The 24473-nt window shown below is 37.5% G+C and carries 20 protein-coding genes; 12 read left to right on the top strand and 8 right to left on the bottom strand.

Annotated elements, in window-relative coordinates:
* Positions 1–245 precede the first annotated feature (245 nt).
* Together GGG_RS0115190 and GGG_RS0115185 are read right to left on the bottom strand one after the other, a co-directional pair.
* On the bottom strand, positions 246–812 hold the full coding sequence (locus GGG_RS0115190; protein WP_010116395.1) for a peptidylprolyl isomerase: 567 nt from the start codon (positions 810–812) through the stop codon (positions 246–248).
* A 378-nt stretch (positions 813–1190) separates the two neighbouring features.
* Entirely contained in the window at positions 1191–2258 is a 1068-nt protein-coding gene (locus tag GGG_RS0115185; protein WP_010116394.1) for an alpha/beta hydrolase, read from the bottom strand.
* A 203-nt stretch (positions 2259–2461) separates the two neighbouring features.
* On the opposite strand from GGG_RS0115185, the gene GGG_RS0115180 reads away from it, so the two are divergent.
* From GGG_RS0115180 to erpA, 3 genes are all read left to right on the top strand, one after another.
* Complete coding sequence (locus tag GGG_RS0115180) at positions 2462–2938, top strand: hypothetical protein (protein WP_010116393.1); 477 nt, start codon at positions 2462–2464, stop codon at positions 2936–2938.
* 377 nt (positions 2939–3315) lie between these two features.
* Positions 3316–4320, top strand: coding sequence for a putative solute-binding protein (locus tag GGG_RS0115175; RefSeq protein ID WP_010116392.1), 1005 nt, complete (start codon positions 3316–3318; stop codon positions 4318–4320).
* Positions 4321–4448: 128 nt separating this feature from the next.
* The gene (erpA, locus tag GGG_RS0115170; RefSeq protein WP_010116390.1) at positions 4449–4784 is read left to right on the top strand and encodes an iron-sulfur cluster insertion protein ErpA; all 336 of its coding nucleotides are present in this window, start codon (positions 4449–4451) and stop codon (positions 4782–4784) included.
* Positions 4785–4859: 75 nt separating this feature from the next.
* Here erpA and GGG_RS0115165 read toward each other — a convergent pair whose 3' ends face one another.
* The gene (locus tag GGG_RS0115165; RefSeq protein ID WP_010116388.1) at positions 4860–5723 is read right to left on the bottom strand and encodes an alpha/beta fold hydrolase; all 864 of its coding nucleotides are present in this window, start codon (positions 5721–5723) and stop codon (positions 4860–4862) included.
* A gap of 189 nt (positions 5724–5912) precedes the next feature.
* Positions 5913–7040: an anhydro-N-acetylmuramic acid kinase gene (locus GGG_RS0115160; protein WP_010116386.1), complete on the bottom strand. Its 1128-nt coding sequence runs from the start codon at positions 7038–7040 to the stop codon at positions 5913–5915.
* A gap of 80 nt (positions 7041–7120) precedes the next feature.
* Here GGG_RS0115160 and tyrS point away from each other — a divergent pair, with 80 nt between their 5' ends.
* From tyrS to GGG_RS0115145, 3 genes are all read left to right on the top strand, one after another.
* Complete coding sequence (tyrS, locus tag GGG_RS0115155) at positions 7121–8335, top strand: tyrosine--tRNA ligase (protein ID WP_010116385.1); 1215 nt, start codon at positions 7121–7123, stop codon at positions 8333–8335.
* Between the two features lie 359 nt (positions 8336–8694).
* Positions 8695–10629 (top strand): ATP-binding cassette domain-containing protein, encoded by a 1935-nt coding sequence (locus GGG_RS0115150; RefSeq protein WP_010116383.1) that lies wholly within the window; start codon positions 8695–8697, stop codon positions 10627–10629.
* Positions 10630–11717: 1088 nt separating this feature from the next.
* Positions 11718–12725, top strand: coding sequence for a putative solute-binding protein (locus tag GGG_RS0115145; protein WP_010116381.1), 1008 nt, complete (start codon positions 11718–11720; stop codon positions 12723–12725).
* 168 nt (positions 12726–12893) lie between these two features.
* Here GGG_RS0115145 and gyrB read toward each other — a convergent pair whose 3' ends face one another.
* From gyrB to dnaA, 4 genes are all read right to left on the bottom strand, one after another.
* Positions 12894–15362: a DNA topoisomerase (ATP-hydrolyzing) subunit B gene (gene gyrB / locus GGG_RS0115140; RefSeq protein ID WP_010116379.1), complete on the bottom strand. Its 2469-nt coding sequence runs from the start codon at positions 15360–15362 to the stop codon at positions 12894–12896.
* A gap of 52 nt (positions 15363–15414) precedes the next feature.
* A complete protein-coding gene (gene recF, locus GGG_RS0115135; RefSeq protein ID WP_010116377.1) occupies positions 15415–16497 on the bottom strand; it encodes a DNA replication/repair protein RecF in 1083 nt (360 codons plus the stop codon).
* Between the two features lie 26 nt (positions 16498–16523).
* Positions 16524–17672, bottom strand: coding sequence for a DNA polymerase III subunit beta (gene dnaN, locus GGG_RS0115130; RefSeq protein WP_010116376.1), 1149 nt, complete (start codon positions 17670–17672; stop codon positions 16524–16526).
* A gap of 112 nt (positions 17673–17784) precedes the next feature.
* The gene (gene dnaA / locus GGG_RS0115125; RefSeq protein ID WP_010116375.1) at positions 17785–19182 is read right to left on the bottom strand and encodes a chromosomal replication initiator protein DnaA; all 1398 of its coding nucleotides are present in this window, start codon (positions 19180–19182) and stop codon (positions 17785–17787) included.
* Between the two features lie 661 nt (positions 19183–19843).
* Between dnaA and rpmH the strand changes: the two genes are divergently transcribed.
* The 6 genes from rpmH (at position 19844) to GGG_RS0115095 (ending at position 24446) form a co-directional block, all read left to right on the top strand.
* Complete coding sequence (gene rpmH / locus GGG_RS0115120) at positions 19844–19978, top strand: 50S ribosomal protein L34 (RefSeq protein ID WP_000831329.1); 135 nt, start codon at positions 19844–19846, stop codon at positions 19976–19978.
* A 33-nt stretch (positions 19979–20011) separates the two neighbouring features.
* The gene (gene rnpA, locus GGG_RS0115115; protein WP_010116274.1) at positions 20012–20404 is read left to right on the top strand and encodes a ribonuclease P protein component; all 393 of its coding nucleotides are present in this window, start codon (positions 20012–20014) and stop codon (positions 20402–20404) included.
* A 9-nt stretch (positions 20405–20413) separates the two neighbouring features.
* Positions 20414–20734: a membrane protein insertion efficiency factor YidD gene (gene yidD / locus GGG_RS0115110; RefSeq protein WP_010116273.1), complete on the top strand. Its 321-nt coding sequence runs from the start codon at positions 20414–20416 to the stop codon at positions 20732–20734.
* A 5-nt stretch (positions 20735–20739) separates the two neighbouring features.
* On the top strand, positions 20740–22479 hold the full coding sequence (gene yidC, locus GGG_RS0115105; protein WP_010116272.1) for a membrane protein insertase YidC: 1740 nt from the start codon (positions 20740–20742) through the stop codon (positions 22477–22479).
* Between the two features lie 95 nt (positions 22480–22574).
* Positions 22575–23939, top strand: a complete 1365-nt coding sequence (gene mnmE, locus GGG_RS0115100) for a tRNA uridine-5-carboxymethylaminomethyl(34) synthesis GTPase MnmE (protein ID WP_010116271.1) — start codon at positions 22575–22577, stop codon at positions 23937–23939.
* Positions 23940–24080: 141 nt separating this feature from the next.
* Positions 24081–24446, top strand: coding sequence for a NirD/YgiW/YdeI family stress tolerance protein (locus tag GGG_RS0115095; protein ID WP_010116270.1), 366 nt, complete (start codon positions 24081–24083; stop codon positions 24444–24446).
* The last annotated feature ends 27 nt before the right edge of the window (positions 24447–24473 follow it).

The following is a 24473-nucleotide window of genomic DNA, read 5'->3' as shown; positions in this document are numbered from 1 at the left end:
AATGATAAATAAGACGCAATAAACATTTAACAACTTAACCCTCTAAGCTAAGTTCGTTTGCTGTATCGCGTCGGGATGAGCTCATTATAGGGCAATTTCTTACGCATGCAAGCGCTTTTAACTGATTGTTTTATTGAGTGTTGCATTTTTATGCACTATATTGGTTCAATTTTACACTCTTTTCAGCATAACCTTATAATATTAAAGCAGAAATATGAATAAAATATTTCTGCTTTATTTTCTTGTTATTTTTTAGCTTTGGTATTGATGGTTTGGATACTGATGATTTTTACAGCTTGTTTCGGTACATCTTGATACATCCCTACTGTTCCAGTAGGTGTATTCACTATTTTATCTACAATATCTAAGCCTTCCGTTACCTTACCAAAAACGGCGTATCCAGGATTTCCAGCTGCTTTGTTTAAAAAGTCATTATTTGCGACATTAATAAAGAATTGACTAGAAGCTGAATTTGGATCGTTGGTACGCGCCATAGCTAAAGTTCCTCTCGTGTTCTTCAAGCCATTGCTTGCTTCATTCACAATTGGCGGTTGAGTTGCTTTTTCTGTCATCTTGCTATCGAAGCCACCGCCTTGAATCATAAAGCCAGGAATCACACGATGAAAAATAGTCCCGTTATAAAATTGACTATTAACATAACTTTTAAAGTTCTTCACTGTGACTGGAGCTTTATCATCATAGAGCTCTATTTTGATATTTCCCAAATTGGTTTTAATTTGCATATCTGTATTGGCAAATGCCTGATTCACTATTACAACCAATGCAAGACTTAATCCTATCTTCTTAATCATTCTATTTTCCTTAAACGTTTTAAAGTTGATAATGGCTTATATTAATCTGCTTTTAATTTGAATAAAGACAACATTCTTAGCCATTTAGTAAAAATTATCTTCGCTATTTATAAAAGCTAACGAAATAGCACTTGATGATAAAAGAGTAGGATCGATCTTTTTCAATCGTTTCCCTCTTCATTTTAATCATCAGCTGGTCTGTATTTCGAAAGTGTGTCGATCTCAATTTAGAGTATTTAAACTATTTCCATTAACCGATCTGCAAATTATAAAACTTATTTTATTTATGCCAATCAAAATATAAATGTTGCATATTTCATTAAAGTAAAGCTTTTGTTCCACGTGAAACAAAAGCTTTATATACAACTCAAAGCAAATTTATTGCTTATCCCAAAACTTACGGAACTCTTTGCTCATTTCGATGACATATTTTTTTGCTTTTTTAGAAATAGGCGTCAGATTGATAAAGCCATGGGTTTGGTCTTCATAATCGTGATAATGCACTTTCACACCATTTTGACGTAATTTATACGCATAAATTTTACCTTCATCATGCAATAGATCATGCCCTGCGGTTATTAGAAAAGTCGGTGCTAATTTTTTCAAATTTCCATTGGTCGGTGAAATGATCGTGTCATCTAAGGCAATATTAAATTTATTCGCATAAAAATTGGTTACATGATCAATATCAGCCCCTGTTAAGACCAACCCATCTTTATAAGCAAAGAATGATGGATGACGGCTTTTAAAATCCACCGCTGGATAAATTAAGAATTGTGCATGAGGAGCATAAGCTGTATTTACCGTTCTTTGTGCAACCACTGCACTGATATTTCCTCCAGCGCTATCCCCTGCTACCGCAATTCTATTTTTAAGAATCTTAAACTGACGGCGATTTTGATATACCCATGCCAATGCATCTTCACACGATTGAATCAGCTCACGTGGCCCAACTTCTGGTGCAAGTGGATATTCAATACTTAGAACTTGTGCTTTAGCATGTGTAGCGATTAATCGACAAACTTCATCATGTGTATCTACGCTACCCACGACAAAGCCACCACCATGATAGAACACAATCATTGGAAGTTTTTTGTTGGGTGCTGGGTGATAATGTCGTGCATAAATACTGCCACTTTGTAACGGCAATCGAATATCTTCAACAAATTGAACATGTGTAGGTTTATGAATAATGGACTGCATTTGCGATTCAAATTGCTTTCTTGAACGCTCTACATTTTCACCAATGAATCCAGACTTTCCTTGTTTTAATTGAGCAGCCATTAAGCACTTGGTAAAACTATCCAATTGTGGAAATTGATAAGGATAGCCAAGTAGTTTTGCCAATGACTCTTGAGCAAATGCGGGTAAACGATCCAAAGTTCTTCCTGCTGGTCCTTGCCCTTTTTCGATCAATTCTTGAATATTATGTTGCAAAGCGCCCATGTGTTTTCCTTTCTCAATATCCAAATTCTTCATATTTTCTACATGATCATGAATTGACTGACTATATTCTTATACAAGTCTCGCAATCGATATACAAATATAAATTTTAAATACGCTAAGCTGAGTTATCTCAGTTGTCATTGACTATTTCGCTATTTCTCAGGAATTTTTTTGCTATTCCTCTTTCAAATAAGGAGATAACCATGGCGCTCAAAGTATTATTTATTTCATTGCTCACTTCATTGATTGCCGTAGGTTGCGTTGCATTCCCTGAAGATGGTTATGATTCACGTGGTTACGATTCTCGAAATTATGGTGGCTATGGTTATGGCTATCCATCTCGTCAGTATGATCGCAGATATGATGATCGTTATGACCGACGTGATAATGATCGCCAACGTTGGGAACGTGAACGTGCCTATCGTTTGCAACAAGCTCGGAAAGAACAAGAGCGACGTCAGTACCAATACAAAAAACAGCGTTGGGAACATGAACAAGCAAAACGTGACCACGCCCAGAAACAGCAATTTGATCAACGTCATCGTGATTGGGATAAAAAGTCAAATTCTCGTTGGAATGATAAGGCCAATCAAAAACAATGGCAGCAACATGATCGCCATGATCAACACCGTGACAAAAAGCGTGATGATCGTAAAAACAAAGGCAAAGATCGAGATTAATTAAAAAAGAATCTGGGCATACTCAGATTCTTTTTGTCTTTTGGGTAATAATTTGACCTAGTTATTATAAAAAATGTTTAATTTACAATGCTTTTAACTGTTTAACCTCGCTTTTCATTTACTTTATATTTTTGTCATTTAAGTCATTGTACTTGAGCGTGTTTCAAGTGATCATTTTTACAACATCAATTCATCATGAACATGAATAATGATTTTGAAAAATAAGTTATTCAGATAGATAAGGTTTGATTTGGAGCGTCGGTAATCTCTCAATCAACTCAATCTTTTGATGTAAAAAGTTCGGTTATCAAATCATTTATTTAAAAATTTAGATAACGTGGACATCAATAATATTGATCATGGAAAGGAAAAAAATAATGAAATGGTCTCGTGCGCTTTTAGTTGCTGCTGGTTTATTGGCTGCTACTTCAACAACTCAAGCAAAACAAGTGATGTGTGTCTTTGATTTAGTCGGTAAAAATGGTGATGTTTTTACCTTAATGAAAGATTATCAACTTGCTGCTAAAAACTGGGGTGCTGATTTAGAGCTTAAGGTAAATAGCAATGAAGCCGTTATTGCCGAAGATTTTAAAGCAGGAAAATGTGATGCGGTCAGTATTACAGGTATGCGCGGTCGTCAATTTAATAATTTTACAGGATCATTAGATGCGATTGGTGCGATTCCTGACCTTAATTTAGCCATTAAAGTCATGCAAGGTTTAGCCAATCCAAACTTTGCTAAATACATGACCAGTGGTCAGTATGAAGTTGCTGGTGTCATTCCTGTGGGTGATGCTTTTCTCATGGTGAATGATCGTAATATTAATACCGTTGCTAAAGCGGCAGGTAAAAAAATCGCTGTACTCGATTATGACCAAGCTCAAAAAATCATGGTTCAGCAAATCGGTGCACAAGCTGTCAGCGCTGATGTCACCAACTTTAGTAGTAAGTTTAACAATGGACAAGTCGATATTATTGGCGCACCAGCTGCTGTATTTAAACCGCTAGAGTTACATAAAGGTTTGGGTACCAAAGGCGCAATTGTGAATTATCCGCTGTTACAAGTCACAGGTAACATTATCATTCGCCCAGATAAATTCCCTGCGGGTTATGGTCAAAAATCTCGTGATTGGGTGAAGAGCCAATTACCACGTGCCAATAACATTATTGGTAAAATGAAAGCTGATATTCCAGCTAAATATTGGATGCAAGTTCCTGCTGGCGATAAACCGGGTTATCAAAAACTCATGCGTGAATCACGTATTAGCTTGACCAAACAAGGAATTTACAACAAAACAATGATGAAAATTCTTTGGCAATTCCGTTGTAAATATGACCCGAAAAACTTTGAATGTGCGCTACAAGATGAGAATTATAAATAAGTCTTAACTAAATCCGATAAATTTAGTCTGAATTTACTTTAAAGTTCATTCACTGACCATATATTGAGTATGTTATACTGAATATGTGGTCTTTTTATTTAAGCCATTTGAAATTGAGGAACATCATCATGAATGCCCAAGTATTAGAGCTAACTGACAGCGCGGCAAATAAAGTTCGCCAACTTCGTGATAGCGAAGGTAATCAAGATCTTATGTTACGTGTATATGTAACAGGTGGTGGTTGCTCAGGTTTCTCTTATGGTTTTAATTTTGCTGAAAGCACAAATGAAGATGATGCTGAGTTTGTTAATGGCGATGTCAAAATGCTAGTAGATTCTTTGAGCTACCAATATTTAGTGGGTTCAAAAGTAGATTATATAGAAGGTTTAGAAGGTTCTCGCTTCATTGTTCAAAACCCGAATGCGACAACAACCTGTGGTTGTGGATCTTCATTCTCGATCTAATCTCAAACAAATATTGCAAAAATGCCCTCTATTTCGAGGGCATTTTTATATGTCTAGATTTTTTGATGAATAAATTCATGCAATCGTTTCTAAAATAGATTGACTCAATTCTTTTGCATTTTGTACTGGTATCCAATGCGTTGCATCCATAATCACTTCTTTATAAGCCGCTTTGACATAATATTTATTCAACTCAACACCTTTAGCGCCAATCGCTGAGTCATGCTTCCCCCAAATGAATAAAGTCGGCACTTTAATCGATTGCGTTAAATTTTTATTTGAACTAAAAGGCACTCCACGATACCAATTTAAAGCTGAACTTAAACGTTTCTCAGCAACTATATCCTGTTGAAAATCTTCTAATTGCTTGCTAGTCATTCCTGAATCTTTTAAAAGCGCCAAACCAATTTTAGGAAATTTCTCAAATAAAAGTTCTGGAATTTTAGGAAGTTGAAACAAACCAATATAATAAGATTTCAACAACTGATCACTTCTCAGCATTGCTTTCATAAATGCAGCTTTATGTGGGACTGAAATAGTGATGAGATGTTTTATTTTTTCAGGATAGCGTTGTGCCACATCCCATGCAACGACAGCGCCCCAGTCATGCCCAACCAAATAAACAGGCTGTTGAATAAGATCCAATAATGCATTCACATCTTCAACCAAAGCTGAACTACGATAATCTCGGCGCTTTTGTGGTTGAGCACCTAAACTATAACCCCGTTGATTCACAGCAAGTGTACGATAGCCTTGTTGATTTAAAATTTCAGACGTTTCTTGCCAACTTTTATTGGTTTCAGGAAAGCCATGTAATAAAACAAAAGCTTGACCATTCAAAGGGCCTGAATCAATCACATCAAAAATCAGATTTTCTCTTTGAAAGCTTTCGATGCGTGGAATAGCTGAATCTGTTTTTATATCTGTTGTTGTATTCATCGTTCGCTCAATTCAATTTTTATCTATCTTGTAAGTTTAATCTATATTGATGAACAGCAGATGAGGACATTTCACTGGGATTTAGGGCCGAATATTGTAGAACAATATGCCAACCCCTTTTAATATTGCAAATACCGCACGAGTGTTAAATAACGATTTACAGCGTATAGAAAGTCAATCTATTCACCATTAAACCATGGTTATCGTACCTAAAATTCGATCACCTTTCGCACCTGTAACTGCGGGTAAATTACCACTCAATTGCTGATCAAAGCGCATTGCTAACCATGCAAAAGCGGTCGCCTCAACCCATGTCGGTGCTAAACCTAATGCAGATGTAGTTTGCACTGACCAATTATGTTTACGTAAACGCCAGCGTAATTGCTCAAGCAAATGCGAATTATAAGCACCGCCACCGCAGACATAGACCTCGCCTGTTTCTAAAGGTGAACGGTAAATGGCTTTTTTAATCGCACGAGTTGTCAGCTTCATTAAGGTTGCTTGAATATTTTCAGGCGTATCTTCCAACTCATCATATTCAAGATCATTGCGCCAGTCTGCAACTTGCTCATCTAACCATTCCAAATTAAAGTCTTCACGACCTGTACTTTTTGGCGGTTCTTTAGAAAAATATTCATGTGTTTGCAAACGCTCTAATAATGAACGAATCGGTTGCCCATAAGCTGCCCAATTGCCATTTTCATCATAAGGTTGCCCTGTATAACGCTGACACCATGCATCCATTAAAATATTAGCTGGGCCTGTATCGAAGCCATAAACTGTCTCAGGATTCCCCGCAGGCAGCATACTCACATTGGCAATACCGCCTAAATTAAGAATGACACGGTGAATGGTTGGATGTTGAAACAGTGCTTGATGAAAAGCTGGAACCAATGGTGCACCTTGCCCGCCCGCAGCCATATCACGACGACGAAAATCTGAAACCACAGGTATTTGAGTTATTTCAGTAATAATATTGGGATCACCTATCTGTAAAGTAAAACCATGTTCAGGACGGTGACGAATCGTCTGCCCGTGTGAACCAATAGCTTTAATTTGCGTACGATCCAAATCATTTTCTTGAATCAGTTGGTTAATCCCATTTCCAATCATTGTTGCAAGCGTTACATCTGCTTTACCCATCCGATCAATTTCATTGTCATCAGGTAAGGTCAATGCCATTAACTCATCACGTAAATCGGGATCAAATGGCACAGTTAAAGTCGCATGTATATGTAGAGGATCAAATGAAGCAGCAACAAAATCGACGCCGTCCATGCTGGTTCCAGTCATTACGCCAATATAGATTGTTGTCATGAGATATTCTTCGCCTGCATTTCGCTGAAAAAATGTTAGTATATCGCACAAATGAGATAACTGATGTATTGGATTTTGTGATGTCAAATTTCCTCCCTGCGGAAGAACAACTTGCCCTTATTCAACGAGGCACACACGAGATTATTTCTGAAGAGGATCTTTTAAAGAAACTTAAGGAAAATCGCCCTTTAAAAATTAAAGCTGGCTTTGACCCAACTGCACCAGATTTGCATTTAGGTCATACTGTGCTCATCAACAAATTAAAAGTCTTTCAAGACCTAGGTCATGATGTGACGTTCTTGATTGGTGACTACACAGCCATGATCGGTGATCCGACAGGTAAAAGTGCGACTCGCCCACCTTTATCTCGTGAGCAAGTTTTAGAAAATGCCAAGACTTATCAAGAACAAGTCTTTAAAATTCTTGATCCAAATAAAACTAAAGTTCGTTTTAACTCTGAATGGTTTGCAACAAAAACAGCGGCTGATTTAATTCAACTGGCTTCACAGCAAACTGTTGCACGTATGTTAGAACGTGATGATTTTACGAAACGCTATAATAACCACCAACCGATTGCGATCCATGAGTTTTTATATCCATTGGTTCAAGGTTATGACTCGATTGCACTAGAAGCAGATGTTGAGCTTGGCGGTACGGACCAAACCTTTAACTTATTAATGGGTCGTACGCTACAAGGTCGTTATGACCAAGAAGCACAAGTGTGTATTACTGTGCCTATTCTTGAAGGTCTAGATGGCGTCAATAAAATGTCTAAATCTTTAGGCAATTATATTGGTGTATTCGATGCGCCTGGTGCAATGTACCAAAAAGTATTGTCTATGCCTGACAGTTTAATTGAACGTTATTTCGAATTGTTGAGCTTCAAATCACTTGAAGAAATTGATGTTCTTCTGAAAGAAATGGCAGAAGGTCGCAACCCTCAAGACATTAAGAAAATTCTTGCACTTGAATTGGTTGAGCGTTTCCACGGTGCTGAAGCTGCTGAGCATGCTCACAAAGGTGCGGGGAATTTAATTACTGAAGGTGAATTGCCAGAAGGTACACCAGAAGTGACTATTTCTCGTGGTGAATATGGTGGTGAAGTTTCAATTGTGTCTATTCTACGTGCAGCAGGTTTAACCAAAAACTCAGCTCAATCTAAAGATGCTGTTTCACGTGGAGCCGTTAAAGTCGATTGGGAAACCGTTGATGCAAGCTTCATGGTCAAAGAAAACGTGACTTTAATTATTCAAGCAAGTAAAAAAGCGATTGCTAAAGTAACGTTTACAGACTAATCCATGTAATTTAAAAATCGAGAAAGCCATCTTTTTAGATGGCTTTTTTTATTTTATGGATAGGTTCTGGCTATGAATCATCAAACCTATCATTCATCAAACAATGAAAGGCTCCCTGCTACACGCTTTTTAATAACGCAATAACAGCCTAATTTTGAATGTTTAATTGTTAATTTTAATTAAAAGTCATCAACGATTATATTTTTTAAAAGACCATCTATTTGTTGTTGGTTTCACTCAATTGAGTGATGATCATTAGACTTAAATATTTTTATCTTAAAATACTTTGATTGAGAATTTTTGAACTCAGCCATTTTTCCTTTAGAATACCCCACCAAATATTCAATAGTTAATTCACTATGATCCAGCTTGACCAACTTTCAATTCGCCGTGGCGGACGCATTTTATTTCAAAAAGCGTCTATGCAACTTCATCCTGGTTGGAAAATTGGCTTAACTGGTGTTAATGGTGCAGGTAAATCAACTTTATTTTCTGCATTGCTTGGCGGTATGGAGTCCGATGGTGGTTCATTAACACGCCCTGCCGTTTGGACTGTTGCACATATGGCGCAAGAAATTAAAGCGCTTGACATGAAAGCCATTGATTTTGTGCTTTCTGGCGATGAAGAATTTTGGGATATTCAAAATAAACTTAATCATCCTGAAAATTTAAATGATGATGAACTTGCTCATTTATATGGTCGTTTTGATGAAATCAATGGTTATTCAGCACCATCTAAAGCATCACAACTCATGGCAGGTTTAGGCTTTTTTGAACATCAATCGCAATTAGATGTATCGAGCTTCTCTGGTGGTTGGCGTATGCGTTTAAACCTTGCTCGGACACTTATGAGCCGTTCTGACTTATTACTTCTTGATGAACCGACTAACCATTTAGACTTAGATGCTATTTTATGGTTAGAAGACTGGTTAAAAGCGTATGAAGGCACACTTGTCCTGATTTCACATGACCGTGATTTCTTAGACGCGATTACCGACCATATTTTACATATCGAAAATCAAGAATTGATTTTATATACAGGTAATTATTCAACTTTTGAACGTACCCGTAGCGAACGTTTAGCACAACAACAACAAGCATATGAAAAACAATTAGAAACGCGCGCACATTTGCAAAAGTATATTGATCGTTTTAAAGCACAAGCAACCAAAGCCAAACAAGCACAGAGCCGTATTAAACAGCTTGAGCGCATGCAGGAACTCTCTGCTGCGCATGTAGATACGCCTTTTACCTTCAGTTTCCGTGAACCGACCAAAATGAGTTCACCATTACTCGAGCTTGAAAGTGCTGATATTGGTTATGGTGAAAAACTGATTGTCACCAATGTTAATTTACAAATCACGCCAAACAGCCGTATTGGTTTATTAGGTATGAATGGTGCGGGTAAATCTACCCTGATCAAATCATTGGTTGGTGATTTGAAACTCTTGCAAGGTCAACGCAAAGATTCTGAATTATTAAATATCGGTTATTTTGCGCAGCATCAAATGGATGCATTGGATGGAAATGCCAGCCCAATGTTACAGTTGGCACGTATTGCGGATAAAAAGATCAGTGAAGCCAGCTTACGCTCATTCCTAGGCAGTTTTGGCTTTAGTGGTGAACGTATGGATACACCAAGTGAAAGCTTCTCTGGTGGCGAACGTGCACGTTTGGCACTGGCTTTAATTGTATGGCAACGTCCAAATGTACTCATTCTCGATGAGCCAACCAACCATTTAGACTTAGATATGCGTCATGCCTTAACCATGGCTTTAACCGATTTCCAAGGCGCAGTCGTTTTGGTTTCACATGAACGTCAATTGATTGCCAGTGTTTGTGATGAACTCATTTTAGTGCATAACGGTCAAAGTCGTGAGTTTGATGGTGATTTAACCGCCTATGCAGAATGGTTGCGTCAAGCACGTATCGACATGATCAAAAATGGACAAAAACCTGCTGCACCAGTGAAATCACAAGTTGAAGTGAAAGCTACGATTTCTAAACTGGATAAAGAAGGTCAACGTAAAGAATTAGCTCGTCAGCGTGAATTAAGCCGTCCAATTCGTAAAAATATTGAAAAAAATGAAAGTGTGATAAGTAAAATTCAAACTCGTTTAACCGAAATTGAAGCTTTACTGGCAGATACAGCTCTCTATGAAGCTAGCCGTAAAGATGATTTACTTAAACTTATGAATGAACAAACTGATTTAAAAGCAAAATTAGAACAAGTTGAAGAACAAATGCTTGAACTGATGATGCAACTGGAGGAATTAGAAAGCTCATTTGAATAAGATCAAATAAAACATAGGTTGAAAATGTTTCATCGCATTTTCAACCTTTTTTTTATTTAAAATATTAAATACAAAACAATAACTTATAAATAAAATTTAATCATTCATATCAGCCTTGATCAAATAAGTTGATTAAACCAACACTCTAGCTCACATATATTTATTGATATCTATCATTACTTAAAAGACTGCTTTCTTCAAAAATATAACCCAAACAATCAGTAAATAGCAGCTAAGTAACAGTTAAATAACAATGCTTAGCTACACTTCTAGCTCAATAAACAATACAAAATTTCAAAATAAGCTTTTTAGCAACATTAGACCAAATCATTTAAAGCACCTGATTCAACTAAGCGTACTAAGACATATCAATGAAATTCAAAATCTTAAAATTGTTATTCACTTTTATCTAAGTCGCTGAAAATTATTAAAAAACAATACATAACTTTTATTTATAACTTAAAATCTCATGCGTGGAACATATTAAATTAACTACACAATCAATCTTTTTCAGCATGGATGGATGCAAAATAACATCTTCATTTTTAAATTTAAAATATGCTCTTTTCATATTTTGTGGATAAATTTATAAATAACTTGAACTTTTGAATGATCAAATTTAAAAGCTTCTACTCATCATTGAGCTAAAATAGGCAGATAGAAAATGTGTTTTTCCATAAAAAACCTAAGGTACAACCTTTACAATGACAATTTATCCACAAAGTTACACACAACATTTTGATCAATAAATCAGCTAAATTCAAGCCTATTTTTAAGCATCATTTTATTTTTATGATCATCAATTTATCGATATCGATTAAAAATTCAACGTTGATAAGGAAATATATACACTTACATATTTGTTCAATATTTAAACATTTTTTAATAAAATGTCATATCTTCTGTTTAAAATTCTGATTTCTCTATGTAAATTTCAATTTTTGGCTTACATTAAATGGCTAAATTTCAATATTTTTCAAAAAAATAAAAATATTTGGAGTAAATACTCTATTTTTTTTAAAGAAAGCTGATTAATATTGCGCTTATGGAAAGTTCCTGTTGCTGAACAATATAGATAAGGACGAAAAATGAAAAAAATTGCACTCGCTATCGCTACGACTTCTATCTTAGGATTTAGTGCTACAACTCAAGCTGCTGTGAATATCTGTGTATTTGACTTACTGGGTAAATCAGGTGAATCATACCAGATGGCTCAAGAATGGGCGCTTTCAGCTAAATCTTGGGGAACAGATGTTGTTTTGCTACCAAAACAAGATGAATCTGTTGCAGATAACGATTTTAAAGCAGGTAAATGTGATGGCGTATTCATGACAGCAATGCGTGCACGTCAGTACAATAAATTTGTAGGCTCAATTGATTCAATTGGTGGTGTACCAAGCAATTCAATTGCTCAAAAAGCGATTACATTTGCATTAGATTCTCGTAATGCAGCAAAAATGACCACCAACCTAGGTGGTAAAAAATATGAAGTTGCAGGTATTGCACCATTAGGTTCTGCATTCATCTTTGTTCGTGATAAAAGCATTAGCTCGATTGAAAAAGCTGCAGGTAAAAAGTTTGCAGTATTAAGCTATGACAGCGCTCAGAAAATTTTAGTACAACGTGTTGGTGCGCAAGCCGTTCCTTCTGACGTGACGAACTTTGTTGCAAAATTCAACAATGGCCAAGTCGATATGGTTGGTGCGCCAGCTTATGCCTACAAACCTTTAGAAATTTATAAAGGTTTAGGTACCAATGGTGCAATGTTTAACTTCCCAGTTTTACAAGTTACCGCTGATTTAGTCATTCGCCCTGAGAAATTCTCTGCTGGTTTTGGCCAAAAATCTCGTGATTACTTCATCAAAAACTTACCAAAAAGCTTTGCTATGATTAATCGTCTTGAAGCAGGTATCCCTGCAAAATTCAAGATGAATCTAACAGCTGATGATAAATTAAAATATCAAAAGTTAATGCGTGATGGTCGTTTGGAATTAACCAAAATGGGTATCTATGATGCGTCTATGATGTCTGTTTTGAAAAAAGCACGTTGCTCAGTTGATAAAGCAAACTTCGAATGTTCACTTGGTGGTGAATAAGGTTTAAATCTTATTTAAACGTTAAGTTGATACTTAAAATACCAGTTCATTGAACTGGTATTTTTTATGGCTTAAATTTTTTATCATCTTTATATTTTCAAAAAACAAAAAAAAAGGGAATAGGTATTACCTATTCCCTTGATATTGAATGTTTTCTAATTCAACATTTTAAGCATCAATATCAGCATTCAATGCATTTTCTTCAATGAAGGCACGACGTGGTTCCACATCATCCCCCATTAAACATGAGAACATACGATCAGCTTCAATTGCATCATCAATGGTCACTTGTAGCATATTGCGATTCTCAGGATCCATTGTGGTTTCCCAAAGCTGTTCAGCATTCATCTCGCCTAGACCTTTATAGCGCTGAATCATCATGCCACGACGAGAGTCAGTTAAGATCTGTTGCCATACTTGATGGAAGGTAGACACATTGATTTTGCGATCACCTTTTTGCAAATATGCGCCTTCTTCAAGCAACGTAAACCAACTCTTCGAGTTATGTAATAAGCGCTTATATTCATTCGATGCCAACAATCCAGCATCTAATAAATAACTATGCGGCAAATTATGCACATAGACAGTAATACGTGGGAAATAAACGGTTGTTTTACTTCCATCGGTATTGTCTTTTTCAAACGCTTCTAAGCTTAATTCAGGACGTAGACTTGGCTGTAACTTTTCAATCGCAGCACGAAGTTTTTCACCCCATTCCTGTACATAGTGTACATCATGGTTATGATCAAATTTATAAGCATCTAAACTAATCAAGCCATCAAGCAATGTTGCAGGATAACGAACTGTCAAACGAGCCAAACTTTTTTGAGAAGTTTGATAATCTGCAATGACTTTAGCCAATGCATCACCACGAATGGCTGGCGCCTCAGCACTCACATGTAACTCTAATTCATCAATTGCGTTAGAGATTAGATATGTTTCTAATGCTTCATTATCTTTAATATATTGTTCTTGCTTACCTTTCTTTATTTTATATAAAGGCGGTTGTGCAATATAAATATAACCACGCTCTACAAGCTCAGGCATTTGACGGAAGAAGAAGGTAAGCAATAGCGTACGAATGTGTGAACCATCAACATCCGCATCGGTCATGATAATAATTTTGTGATAACGCAATTTATCAGGATTGTATTCTTCACGACCAATACCACAGCCTAATGCAGTAATGAGCGTACCCACTTCTTGCGATGAAATCATTTTGTCAAAACGCGCACGTTCCACATTTAAGATTTTACCTTTTAGTGGAAGAATCGCCTGCATCTTACGGTTACGACCCTGTTTTGCAGAACCACCAGCAGAGTCACCCTCGACTAGGTAGAGTTCAGAAAGCGCAGGATCTTTTTCTTGGCAATCTGCCAATTTACCTGGAAGACCCGCAATATCTAGTGCACTCTTACGACGTGTCATTTCACGTGCTTTACGCGCTGCATCACGTGCACGTGCTGCATCAATAATTTTGCCAGCAATTGATTTAGCTGCTTGCGGATTCTCTAGGAGATATTCAGCAAATGCTTTATTCATTGCCTGTTCAACAGCAGGTTTAACTTCACTTGAGACTAACTTTTCTTTGGTTTGCGAAGAAAACTTAGGATCTGGCACTTTGACTGAAACAATTGCAGTGAGACCTTCACGAGCATCATCACCCGTAACAGCAACTTTTTCTTTTTTCAGTAAATTTTCATTTTCCATATAGCTGTTTAAACCACGAGTTAACGCAGCACGGAAACCAGCTAAATGTGTACCACCATCTTTTTGTGGAATATTATTGGTAAAACAACGTACATTTTCTTGATAAGTATCATTCCATTGCAATGCAACTTCAACACCAATGCCGTTGTCCGCTTGTGTTGTAAAATGGAAAATATCATTGAGGTGAGTTTTACCTTGGTTGATATATCTTACAAATTCAGATAAACCACCTTCATAATCAAATACGTGTTCTAAAGCAACGCGTTCATCTCGAAGAACAATACGTACACCCGCATTTAAGAATGAAAGTTCACGTAAACGACGTGCCAAAATATCAACATTAAAAATAGTTTGGCTAAAAGTGTCGGCGCTTGGCCAAAAACGTACAGTTGTTCCTGTCGTGGTTGTATCACCAATCACTTTTAAAGCATAAACAGGATCGCCATGTTTGTATTCTTGTTGATGAATATGCCCTGCACGGTGAATGGTCAGTTCTAACTTACTAGAAAGCGCATTTACAACAGAAACACCTACACCATGCAAACCACCAGAAACTTTATAACTGTTGTCGTCAAATTTTCCGCCCGCATGCAAAATTGTCAAAATCACTTCTGCAGCAGACACACCTTCTTCAGGGTGAATATCTGTAGGAATACCACGACCATTATCTGTCACACTTACCGATTCATCTTCGTGAATATTCACAAAAATTTCATCACAATGACCTGCTAAAGCTTCATCAATGGCATTATCCACCACTTCAAATACCATATGGTGCAAGCCTGAACCATCATCCGTATCACCAATATACATCCCTGGGCGCTTACGAACAGCATCTAGACCACGTAATACTTTGATACTAGAGGAATCATAAGCCTTTTCAATGGTTGGTTCTGTTTGAGAAGCTGCTTGATCTTCTGAACTCATGGTTTCTCCCTAGTGAAAAATAGGTCTTTCCAAAATTGGTTAAAATCTAAAATCATGGCACAACCGCACTTACTTGACCTTGATCTACATTGAATAACTGGTATGAAATAGACAAATCATGTAAATGTTTTTTTACTGATTCATGGTCTAGTGTGGTAATAAAAACTTGACTACCAAGTTGGCTCAATCGCTCAATTAAACGTTGCTGTGCACTTAAATCTAATTCTGCTGTCACATCATCTAATAATACCACAGTTTCCTTATTACAGGCGTGCAACATCGCGATTTGCGATAGTTTTAAAGCCATTATTAATAACTTTTTTTGCCCCCTGGAAAGCACAACATCCGCATCTCCCATTGGGGTTTTTAAACGTATATCTGCACGGTGTGGCCCATACTCTGTATAGCGTCGATCAACGTCTTTTTGGTGATATTGGATCAAATCACTTGCCAAACCATGTTCCACGTGAAACCCTGCACTATACTCCATTTCAATGCTCAGTTCAGGTAACAATTGTGCCAAGTCTTCTTGTAAATATTGCTTCCATTGCTCAACAATTTCGACGCGCTGTGAATGTAATACCTCACCATAATCACTGAGCATTTTGTTCCACGGTTCTAAATCAACTAAACTCAAATTACGCCGTGTTTTAAGTAGGCTATTGCGTTGCTTCAGCGCACGTGAATAATATTGCCAAGCATGATAAAAACCCGGTTCCACGTGAAACATTAACCAATCCAATAATTGACGCCGAGGTTTAGCACCATGGTCAATAATATCTGTACTTAAAGGATCGATCAGTTGCAAAGGTAAAATTTTTGCCAGTTGTCCTTGGGTTGCAACGGTGTCACCATTGACCTTAATCAATTGCTCACCACTTTGCATTTTTTGCATACCAATCTTTTCTGAGATTGACTGTGCAAAAACAATAGCATCTGCTTGGTTATTTTGAATGTAGTTTTTAGGAATATGCGTACGAAAAGAACGCCCTGTAGCCAATAAATGAATGGCTTCTAATATTGATGTTTTCCCTGAGCCATTTTGTCCATAAAAAACATTAAACGGTTGCAACTCATGGAGTGCAACCGTTTTCAAGTTACGAACACGTTGAATGTTTAAACGCGTAATATGCATAATAAAAGATTTAAATACTCAATCAATTAAACACGCATCGGCATAACAACATAAGTTTGATTTGGCTGTGTAGGATCTTGTACTAACACAGATTGGTTCGCTTCTGACATGGTCATTGCCATATCATCTCCATCCAATACACTTAATACGTCCAAAATATACTGTGCATTGAAAGACATTTCTAATGGCGCACTTGCATATTGAATCGCTAAATCTTCAATCGCTTCATCTTGCTCAGGGTTATTGGCACGTAATTGTAGTGTATCCGCATTAAAATTCAAGAAAACACCACGTAATTTTTCATTACTTAAAATCGCAACACGTTGCAAAGATTGTTTAAAGACATCATGTGGAATCGTTACCACTTTATCACCACCACGTGGAATGACACGGCGATAATCAGGGAATTTACCATCAATCAATTTTGTCGTGAAACGAACAGTGATATCACCTTGTTCTTTGTCTTTGCTCTGTGTCTGAATCGTCACATTCAATAATTCACGCCCAATCAGCAATGTTAATTGTTCATCTTCAATGCTCAATAAACGTTGTAATTCACCTACAGCTTTACGTGGAACAATGGCTTGTACAGGTTGCGTTGTTGTTGAAGATGCTAAAGTTTCACAAAGCGCCAAACGGTGACCATCGGTCGTTACTGCACGTAATTGATTGGCATCAATTTCTAACAAAGTTCCTGTTAGATAAAAACGCACATCTTGAACAGCCATAGCAAATGCTGTTTTTTCAAATAAGCGCTTAAGTTCACGTTCAGTGACTTGAACCTGAGTCCCTTGGCTATTTTCATTGGTCAATAATGGGTAATCTTCAGCAGGTAAAGTCCCCAATACGAAACGGCTATTTCCAGATTTTAAAATACAACGTTGATCTTCAGTAATTTGCAAATCAATCAAAGCAGCAGTCGGGAGTGATTTGCAAATATCAACCAATTTACGTGCAGGAACAGTCGTTTCCCCTGCTTGTAAACAAGCACCTTCAGCCAAAGTTGTACTGGCAACTAATTCCACTTCCAAATCCGAACCAGTAATAGTAAGTGATTGATTCGTAGCTTGAATTTTAACGTTTGAAAGAATATTTAAAGTATGGCGACGTTCAACTGCTCCAACCACATGGGATAAAACATTGAGTAAGCTCTCTTTCGCGATTTTCAAACGCACGGTGGAATTCCTCTAAACTAAATATAACTAAAACGGGGGACTAATAAATTTTTTTAATGACGTACTATGCGGCAGTTTATGCCGCATTGCAAGTGTAGAATTTGTTCAAAATTTAGCTTTGTAGCAAACGCATGAGGTTTTTATAATCCTCATTAAAAATTGGGTCTTCGTCGCGTAAGCTTTGCACTTTTTCACAGGCATGCATCACGGTACTGTGGTCACGTCCACCAAAAGCCATACCGATTTCAGGGAAGCTATCACCGGTTAATTCACGAGCTAAGCCCATCGCCAACTGACGAGGTCTTGCATAAATACGTGTCCGCTTAGGACCCACCAATTCTTTTAATGGAATTCTAAAATACTCACTCACCACACGCTGAATATTTTCCGTACTGATGGTACGTGCACGAATTGCCAAAACATCTTTTAATGATTCACGCACCACGTCTAAATCAATGGCAGAGCCTTTAAAGCGTGAAATCGCAACGACTTTATTCAATGCCCCTTCTAATTCACGGACATTGGCAACCACTTGTTGTGCAATAAACAACGCACAATTACGAGGTAAATCGATACCGCTGCTCTCAGCTTTTTTAAGCAAAATTTCAATACGTGTTTCAATATCTGGTGGTTCAACACCAACTGATAAGCCCCACGAAAAACGTGAAACCAAACGAGGATCCAACTCCGTTAATTCTTTTGGATAACGGTCAGATGTTAAAATAATTTGTTTAGACTCATCAAGTAAAGCATTGAATGTATAGAAAAACTCAACCAAACTTGCTTCTTTTCCTGCCAATAAATGAATATCATCCACCAACAATAAATCTAACGATCGACAATTCTTTTTAAACTCTTCAACCTTACCTTTTTGTAATGAACTGACAAAGTCTTGTACAAAACTTTCAGCCGTCATATACATCACACGTGCATTTGGCTTGGCTTGTAATAAAGCATTTCCTACTGCTTGCATTAAATGGGTTTTACCTAAACCAGTCGGCCCATATAAAAACAGTGGATTATGCTGAGATTCACCCAATTGCGTTAAAACTTTTCGGCAAGTTTCCGCTGCCATTTGGTTTGAGCGACCTTCAACAAATAAAGCAAAATTAAATAATGGATTGAGTTGACGTTTTTTAATGTTTTTAGGCGTAACAACATCTTGTTGCTGTTCTTTGTCTTTTTTAACTCTAGGCGATGCGTGTTGCTGCGCAGAATGATCTAAAGCAGCAGTTGTTGTCGCAGGTTGTTCAGCTGCTGAAAGAATTGCACCAGGACGAGAGTCGACATGTATTTCGACTTTGCGAATACGCCCTTCTGACAATTGCTCAGCCAAAATAGAAATCAATTCTAAATGATGTTCTTGAATATACCGTGTCCAATATGGATTAGGCGCATACAGTCTTAAAGTATCTTCTACTTCTTCTGCAACCAAAGGACGAATCCACATGGCAAAGACATTATCAGAGAGCTCTTGTCGCAAGCGAGTTAAGCAGTCCGTCCAAAGCATGTGAAACCCCTTCATTCAATTTTAAATTTAAAAAAGACCAATCCCCCCAGATAAAGGGGTCGCCATTCTAACCAAGTTATCCACATCTGTCATGACTAATTCAGTCTAAACTGCTCAAAAAAGCAACCTTCCGCAAATAAATTTAAATTCAAAGCACTTGTGGATAATGTTTTCCACAAGCTGTGGATAAATTATCACATAAACTTATCCACAATCCATCAATTTAATAAAAACAGCAATATCCACAACATAAACTCATGTTATTTATTATAAAAACACGGTTTTCCACACAAAAAACGGCTCCTAATAATAATAAACTTAAATTTTAAATTTGAATTTATTCATAAGGATCCAGATTTCTGTGGATAAAACATAAGTTATGAATTTAAACTCAAAAACCAGTGATTTTAAATTTAAAAAGAAGATTGTCTTATGGATAACTTTGTGAATATGCTTGTTGGTAACTATTATTTATACTATAAAATAATAAGTTATGTTGTGAATATATTTTTTTGAAAATTTATGCAAGATAAATAAAACAATGTATTCATCTGGATAAAAATTCAGCAACCATAAAAAGAAAAGTGTATATTCATTGACAGCATAAAGAATGCACAATACAATCGCGAACCTTTAGAAAGATCAATTTTGGAGTTTCGATATGAAACGTACATTTCAACCATCTGAATTAAAGCGCAAGCGCGTTCATGGTTTCCGTGCTCGTATGGCTACTAAGGCTGGTCGTCAAGTATTAGCTCGCCGTCGTGCAAAAGGTCGTCACAGCTTAACTGTTTAATTTATTAAATCGTTAGCATACGACTTGGGTGTTATGTCTCTTTATAGTTTCAGTCCAGAGGTGAGAATCCGCTGTGCTGCAGATTACAAAGGTGTATTTGATGGTGCGCTTTTTAAAGTGCATCAACCCCATTTTATATTCTTAGCAAAGTTTACCGAACAGCCTAAAAGCCGTTTGGGTATAGTTGTTGCAAAGAAAAAAGTGCGCCGTGCGCATGAAAGAAATCGAATAAAACGTTTAACGCGTGAAAGTTTTCGCTTAAACCAGCAAAGTATAGATTTGTTGGATATTGTGGTTATGCCGAAAGTAGGTATAGAAGCAATTCCAAATGCTGAGCTTTTTCAGCAGCTCGAATTTGCTTGGTCGAAATTGCAGCGCATTGTTAAAAAGCACCAAAAAATAGCTCAATCTTCCCCTCAAAAATAGAGGAAACCAATGATTCGTTTATTGCATTGGTTGATTCGTTTCTATCAAATTGCGATTAGTCCACTCATTGGGCCTCGTTGTCGTTATATTCCGACTTGTTCTCAATATTCGTTAGAAGCAATCCACACGCATGGCGCATTAAAAGGCTCATGGTTAGCCACAAAGCGCATATGTCGTTGTCATCCTTGGGGTGGACATGGTTATGACCCTGTGCCTAAAAAAACAATTCGTTTTATTTCATTTCAGCAAATAGATTCTCAAACGCTTCATGTTCCTGTACCCTTGCGTGAACGTTTATTGAACCAAAAACACTCTAACCACTTGGGGTAATAGATATGCAACAATGGGCCAGGTTTGCGATCCTCGGAGCCATGTTAGTCACAGCATATTTGCTCATTTTGGCTTGGCAAAAAGACTATGGTCATAGCACAACAACGAAAGCTGAAACTCAGCAAGCAGTTGTGGCGCATGATGTGTCTGCCGATTTGCCAAATGGTCAAAAGACTGCAACTACTAGCGACGTTCCGCAAGCAAATGTAGCTGCTGCGCAGCAGAAGACTGCTGCACCAGCCACAGCAAATCAACAACTGATTTCAGTACAAACTGACCTTTATCATCTTTGGATTAGTCCGAAAGGTGGTGATATTGTGCGTATTGAATTACTCAATCATGACAAGAGCAAAGACAGTGATCAGCCCTTTGTTATGCTTGAAAGTGATGCAAAACGTACCTACGTTGCTCAATCTGGCTTGATTGGCCTCAATGGCCCAGACAGTAGTCCAAATCGACCAGACTATGAGTTTGAAAAAACAGCGTATACGGTTGCTGATGCAAAAGATGTAAAAGATAAAGACGGCAAAACAGCTAAAGTTTTATCTGTACCAATGGTGTATAAAACTGCTGATGGCGTTGAGATCATCAAGACATTTACTGTGAAAGAAGGTAAATATCCGATTGATGTTAGCTATCAGGTGGTGAACCGTAGTGCGCAAAATTGGCAAGGTCAAATGTTTGGTCAAATCAAACGTGACAACTCTGACGATCCAGGTAAATCTGACCAAGGTATCTTTACACTTGGTACATTCCTTGGTGGTGCATGGGGTACGCCTGAAGAGCATTACAACAAGCTTAAATTTGCAAACTTTACTGAAGAAAAACTCAATACCGAAGCAAAAGGTGGTTGGGTGGCAATGGTTCAGCATTATTTTGTGAGTGCTTGGATTCCAGGACATTTTGGCGGGCAAGAATACACTGCAAAATTAGAGTCACGTAAATCTGCTGATGGTATGAATATCATCGGATTTACATCTCCAACGATTAATGTTCCTGCTGGTAAAGCAATGAGCATTGATGCGACATTCTATGCGGGTCCAAAAGTTCAATCTGAATTGAAAGATTTAGCGGTAGGTTTAAACCAAACTGTAGATTATGGTTGGTTATGGCCGATTGCGAAATTATTGTTCTTAGGCTTGCAGTTCTTCCATGGCATCGTGGGTAACTGGGGTTGGTCAATTATTTTATTGACTGTGCTGGTGAAATTGATTCTATGGCCATTATCGTCTAAGAGCTATCGTTCTATGGCGAAAATGCGTGTGATTGCTCCTGAAATGCAACGCATGAAAGAAGAGTTTGGCGAAGACCGTATGCGTTTCTCTCAAGAAATGATGGCGCTTTACAAACGTGAACAGGTCAACCCACTTTCAGGTTGTTTACCATTGTTGCTACAAATGCCAATCTTCTTAGCATTGTATTGGGTATTGATGGAATCTGTGGAACTTCGTCATGCACCTTGGATGCTATGGATTCAAGATTTATCGGCAATGGATCCTTGGTTTATCTTGCCTTTGATCATGGGTGTTACCATGTTTGTTCAACAGATGTTGAACCCACAACCTGCTGATCCTATGCAAGCGAAAGTCTTTAAAATCATGCCAATCATGTTTACAGTATTTATGCTGTTCTTCCCTGCTGGCTTGGTTCTATACTGGATTGTGAACAACTCAATCACAATTTTACAGCAATGGTTTATCAACAAAAATGTTGAAAAAGCTAAGCTCAGTAAAGATGTGGCTTAATTGATTTAATCATCATTAAGCAATAGCTGAAAAAATCCGCTTGAGATGGTAATCTTAGGCGGATTTTTTTATTAGCAAAATTTGAGTAGATCTAGATGAACCAGAGTGTAAGTCAAACCACAATTGCAGCTATTGCGACGCCGCCTGGACGGGGTGGTGTTGGTGTTATTCGTTTGTCTGGTCCTAAAGCTTATGCGATTGCAGAAGCTTTAACTCAAAAGGCTTTACCCAAAGCACGATTTGCAGGTTTTCGTCAGTTTTTTGATGAAAAAGGCGAAGTGATGGATGAAGGTTTAGCCATTTGTTTTCCAAATCCAAACTCGTTTACGGGGGAGGATGTGGTGGAGTTACAAGGTCATGGTGGCCCTGTGATTCAAAATGCATTACTGGCTCGTTTATTAGAGCTAGGTGCAACTGCTGCCAAAGCTGGCGAATTTTCTATGCGTGCTTTTGAAAATGGCAAGATGGATTTGGTTCAAGCGGAAGCAATTGCAGATTTGATTGATGCAACATCACAAGCCGCTGCTCGTTCAGCAGTTCGTTCTTTGCAAGGTGCATTTTCAAATAAAGTAAATACTGTTTTAGAAAAATTGATTCATTTGCGTTTACACGTAGAAGCTGCAATTGATTTTCCAGAAGAAGAAATCGACTTTTTGGCAGATGGAAAAATTCTAACACTTTTACAAGATGTGCAATCTTCAGTAAGTGCTGTTCAACAATCTGCCCGTCAAGGTCAGTTGTTACGTGAAGGTTTACAGGTGGTGATTGCAGGTAAACCGAATGCGGGTAAATCCTCATTGCTGAATGCACTTGCAGGCAATGATCGTGCAATTGTGACGGATATTGCGGGAACAACGCGTGATGTTTTGCATGAAAAAATTACGCTAAATGGCTTACCAATCACCCTAACTGACACCGCTGGCTTACGTGAAACGGGTGATATTGTTGAAAAAGAAGGGATTCGTCGTGCCATTAAAGAGATAGAACAAGCTGATCTATTACTTTTGGTCTATGACTTAAGCCAAGGGGAAAATCCTTTAGAACTAGCAAAAAATTATTTTGCTGAACACATTGAAGCCAAGCGTTTAATGTTAATTGGAAATAAATGCGATTTGACTGATCTAAAGCTTGAATTGAGTGATTTTGATGGCTTTCGACATATTACGGTTTCAGCGAAGCAAGAAATGGGTGTACAAGCGCTTATCGATGCGATTACAGCGCATGCAGGCTTCCATCCAGAAGAAGATACCTTTATTGCACGTACACGCCATTTAGATGCAATGAAGCGCACTCAGCACTATTTAGCTGAAGCACATGAGCAACTTGTGGTTTACCATGCCGGTGAATTGGTCGCTGAATCGTTACGTTTAGCACAGAATGCCTTAGGCGAGATCACTGGTGACTTTAGTGCAGATGATTTATTGGGTGTGATTTTTGGATCGTTTTGTATTGGGAAGTAAAAATTACTGATCCATGTAAGCTATCAAAGCTGACTTCGGTCAGCTTTTTTATTAAAAGTTATTGTTTTGTAAGCTGAATTTACAACTTAAAAAGAATTCTTTATTGTGATTAAGAATCACCCAAAATAAAAGGTTTCATCGATGAGAAAAACTCCTTTATTGCTTTCGGTTATTGTTTTAGCGCTGACATCTCATGTTTGGGCTGAACAAGATGATTCTAAGATTCTTGAAGAAGCAGCAAAAAATAATATTACGATTGTACAAGCACTCAGAGCCAATGATGAAACGGCTGTAACCCTGCAAGGTGAAATTGTCCGTCAAATTAAACATGAACATTATGAATTAAAAGATACGACGGGAAGCATGACTATCGAAGTGGATGATGAGCTTGCTACAGCAGAGCAATTAAAAGCTGGAACAGAAGTTAAAGTTGTAGGCGAAATAGATACACATCGCTATAAACCAACAGATATTGAAGTAGTAAAACTTGAAATAATCAAAGAATAGAAGATCCATAAACCAATAAAAAAATAC

The sequence above is a fragment of the Acinetobacter sp. P8-3-8 genome, assembly GCF_000214135.1.
Lineage (GTDB): Bacteria > Pseudomonadota > Gammaproteobacteria > Pseudomonadales > Moraxellaceae > Acinetobacter.
This window is presented reverse-complemented; position numbering and strand designations above follow the sequence as displayed.

Coding starts and splice junctions, on each gene's coding strand:
- tyrS (WP_010116385.1), top strand. CDS start 7,121: ATGTCAAATTTCCTCCCTGCGGAAGAACAACTTGCCCTTATTCAACGA.
- gyrB (WP_010116379.1), bottom strand. CDS start 15,362: ATGAGTTCAGAAGATCAAGCAGCTTCTCAAACAGAACCAACCATTGAA.
- dnaA (WP_010116375.1), bottom strand. CDS start 19,182: ATGCTTTGGACGGACTGCTTAACTCGCTTGCGACAAGAGCTCTCTGAT.
- recF (WP_010116377.1), bottom strand. CDS start 16,497: ATGCATATTACGCGTTTAAACATTCAACGTGTTCGTAACTTGAAAACG.
- GGG_RS0115190 (WP_010116395.1), bottom strand. CDS start 812: ATGATTAAGAAGATAGGATTAAGTCTTGCATTGGTTGTAATAGTGAAT.
- GGG_RS0115185 (WP_010116394.1), bottom strand. CDS start 2,258: ATGGGCGCTTTGCAACATAATATTCAAGAATTGATCGAAAAAGGGCAA.
- GGG_RS0115095 (WP_010116270.1), top strand. CDS start 24,081: ATGAGAAAAACTCCTTTATTGCTTTCGGTTATTGTTTTAGCGCTGACA.
- GGG_RS0115180 (WP_010116393.1), top strand. CDS start 2,462: ATGGCGCTCAAAGTATTATTTATTTCATTGCTCACTTCATTGATTGCC.
- yidC (WP_010116272.1), top strand. CDS start 20,740: ATGCAACAATGGGCCAGGTTTGCGATCCTCGGAGCCATGTTAGTCACA.
- GGG_RS0115145 (WP_010116381.1), top strand. CDS start 11,718: ATGAAAAAAATTGCACTCGCTATCGCTACGACTTCTATCTTAGGATTT.
- rpmH (WP_000831329.1), top strand. CDS start 19,844: ATGAAACGTACATTTCAACCATCTGAATTAAAGCGCAAGCGCGTTCAT.
- mnmE (WP_010116271.1), top strand. CDS start 22,575: ATGAACCAGAGTGTAAGTCAAACCACAATTGCAGCTATTGCGACGCCG.
- GGG_RS0115150 (WP_010116383.1), top strand. CDS start 8,695: ATGATCCAGCTTGACCAACTTTCAATTCGCCGTGGCGGACGCATTTTA.
- GGG_RS0115175 (WP_010116392.1), top strand. CDS start 3,316: ATGAAATGGTCTCGTGCGCTTTTAGTTGCTGCTGGTTTATTGGCTGCT.
- GGG_RS0115165 (WP_010116388.1), bottom strand. CDS start 5,723: ATGAATACAACAACAGATATAAAAACAGATTCAGCTATTCCACGCATC.
- yidD (WP_010116273.1), top strand. CDS start 20,414: ATGATTCGTTTATTGCATTGGTTGATTCGTTTCTATCAAATTGCGATT.
- rnpA (WP_010116274.1), top strand. CDS start 20,012: ATGTCTCTTTATAGTTTCAGTCCAGAGGTGAGAATCCGCTGTGCTGCA.
- GGG_RS0115160 (WP_010116386.1), bottom strand. CDS start 7,040: ATGACAACAATCTATATTGGCGTAATGACTGGAACCAGCATGGACGGC.
- erpA (WP_010116390.1), top strand. CDS start 4,449: ATGAATGCCCAAGTATTAGAGCTAACTGACAGCGCGGCAAATAAAGTT.